Annotated in this window: 3 protein-coding genes; all 3 read right to left on the bottom strand. The window is 68.6% G+C overall.

The annotated features are described in order from the left end of the window. Positions 1 to 5: 5 nt before the first annotated feature. Positions 6 to 794 (bottom strand): hypothetical protein, encoded by a 789-nt coding sequence (locus Q4P07_RS07815; RefSeq protein WP_303374348.1) that lies wholly within the window; start codon positions 792 to 794, stop codon positions 6 to 8. 83 nt (positions 795 to 877) lie between these two features. Further along, a complete protein-coding gene (locus Q4P07_RS07810; RefSeq protein WP_303374347.1) occupies positions 878 to 1,822 on the bottom strand; it encodes a hypothetical protein in 945 nt (314 codons plus the stop codon). Positions 1,823 to 1,880: 58 nt separating this feature from the next. Then, positions 1,881 to 2,387 (bottom strand): FHA domain-containing protein (locus Q4P07_RS07805; protein ID WP_303374346.1); only part of this gene is annotated, 507 nt, incomplete at its 5' end.

The following is a 2,387-nucleotide window of genomic DNA, read 5'->3' as shown; positions in this document are numbered from 1 at the left end:
GGTGCTCAACCGCGGCTGCTCCCCGAGGGACCGTCCGAGCCGCCCGCGCCTGGGCCGTAGCCCGGAGGCGGCGGCGGAGGGGCGTAGGGGTCGGACGGCGAGCTGGACGAGGGCGGTGCGCCGTATCCCGCAGCGTTGCCATATCCCTGCCCGTCGACATGACCGGGCCCGTCGACATACCCCGATCCGGTGCTCGTTGAGTAGCCGTAGCCACCGCCGCCTTGGTCGGCCCGCTTGTTGCGACTGCGACCGACCAGCCACAAGATCAGCCCGATCAGGGTGAGCAGGCCCAGAGGCAGCAGCGCCACCAGGCCTAGGCCGGCCGCGACTGTGCTGATGATCACGCTGCTGCCCAGCGAGCCGCTCACTGTCACTGGCCCCCCGCTGCACGCCACCGTGTAGTCACCGGCCTCATCAGCCGTGATGGTGCCGATGATCTGGCCGGTCCCGTCGGCGGCGAGGTCACTGACCACGTCGTCCGAGCCGACCGGCACGTTGCTGCCATCTGCAGCGGTGACCGTGCAGACCGGGGTGTTATTGCCCTCGGCGATGATGAAGCGCATCGACTGGCTCTGCATGGGCACGGTGGTCTGCCCCTCGACCGTGATCGTGTCCTGGGTGAAGGCGTCGCTGGCCCGGACGACCTGCGTCCCGCCCCAGATGACGACGCCGAGCGCCACCAGCCCGAGGATTAGTCCGATAAGAAACATCCACTTGCCGGCCGTTGCCATTCCGCTCCTGCGCACAGGCGGCGGTGCGTACTGTCCATAGGCGTAGTTTTCCGGTGCGCTCATGCTGGACACGCTATGTCAGGTGCCGCTCTGCCGCAGAGTCGGCGGTGCAGGGTGGTGGTGTCAGGCGGTGTCCGAGCGCTCCTTCAGCGGTAGGTGTCTTCCCGCGAATCCTCGTCGACCGGTGTCTCCAGCGGCACCAACTGATCGTCGTCATCGACGAAGATCAGTGCTCCAGACCTGACCAGGTCCGCGATCTCCTGCTCGGAAAGGGCGTCCAGCTCTTCCTGCGACACTTCGACGTAGTCGTCAGTGTCTACGTCCACCAGGCTGCGGGCGGAGGCCGTCTGTGGCTCGGTGGGCTCGAGGCTGGCGTCGCTAGAGTCCGGAGCAGGTGCGCTCCCGGGAGACTCGTCCCACCATTCCTTGGCCCCGCCCTCCGGGGGTTGGTCCTGGTCGTCATATCCCTCATCATCGTCGTCGTCGTCGGAGACGCCGTGCCGCACGATCAGGGTGAGAATCCCACCGATCAGCAGCAGGGTGGCACCGCCGAAGACCCCGAGGCTGCCGAGCAGGAGGCCACCGATGCGCAGCAGGGCTGTGACCGGGTTGAGCTCGGGCGCGACGACGACGCCGAGGCCGGTGCAGTCGATGGTGTGCGGACCACTGGCCCGCGTCGTGAAGGAGCCGACGATCTGAAGCCGCGCCAGGGCCGTGTCGATGCCGACCTTCTTGCCCTGGTCTTTCAGATGGGTGACCGGGACTGGACCGTCTGGGCCGCTGACCATGCAGGTGATGTCCTCGACCGGAGTCGGGACGTCCTCTCCTGGGGCGACCAGCCCGCCGATCACATAGAGCGAGCGGACGCTGCCAGCGTCCAGGTCGAGGGTCCCGCGCCCGTCCAGGACCTCGTAGGCGTTGGTGCTCAGGTTGTTGAGCAGGCTGCGCGTGGCCAGCCCCGCGACGAGTGTGAGCACAAGGGAGAGCGCCAGCAGGACGCTCCCCACGCGCACCAGCATCCGACCAGAACGACGCAGCCGACTCCGGTTGGAGGGCTGAGGGTTGGCCGTCTCGGGTGAGGCTGCAGGCATGGCACGACTCTAGGCGCTGGTGGCTGGACCGGCAGACACGGGCACGCCCGTGCCTCGCTCAGCCCAGCCCAGCCTTCTCCGACGCTGTGGCCTGGCGCAGCACCAGCCGCGTCCAGGCGCCGACGTAGATCCGATCGTCGCGGTCGGTCTCGACGCGCTGACCAGCGGGGATCGGCGCGGTGGGAACCGGTTCGCCGACCGACCCGACAAAGGTCCCGTTGCTGCTGCCCAGATCCTCGATCCACCAGCGGCGTCCGTCGCTGGTCAGTTGTGCGTGGCGGCGGGAGACGGCGGAGTCGACGCCCGCATCGATGTCCGGCCGGACCCCGAGGCTGCCCGAGGGTCGTCCGATCAGGGCGGTGCTGCGGGTGAGCAGCACGATGTCGGGGATGCCCGCGCTCGGGCACGCCTCGTCGGTCTGCTGCACCGCATACCAGTCGGGGTCTATCCACACCTCGACCACCCAGGCATCTGCGAGTGCTCTAGAGGGTGGGGTATGACGTGCCTTGCGCTGGGGCGGGGCCGTCGGCAACGGCGGGTGCTCAGGGTTGATGGGCGGCTCAGG

Source organism: Ornithinimicrobium sp. (genome assembly GCF_030537745.1).
GTDB lineage: Bacteria > Actinomycetota > Actinomycetes > Actinomycetales > Dermatophilaceae > Ornithinicoccus.
This window is presented reverse-complemented; position numbering and strand designations above follow the sequence as displayed.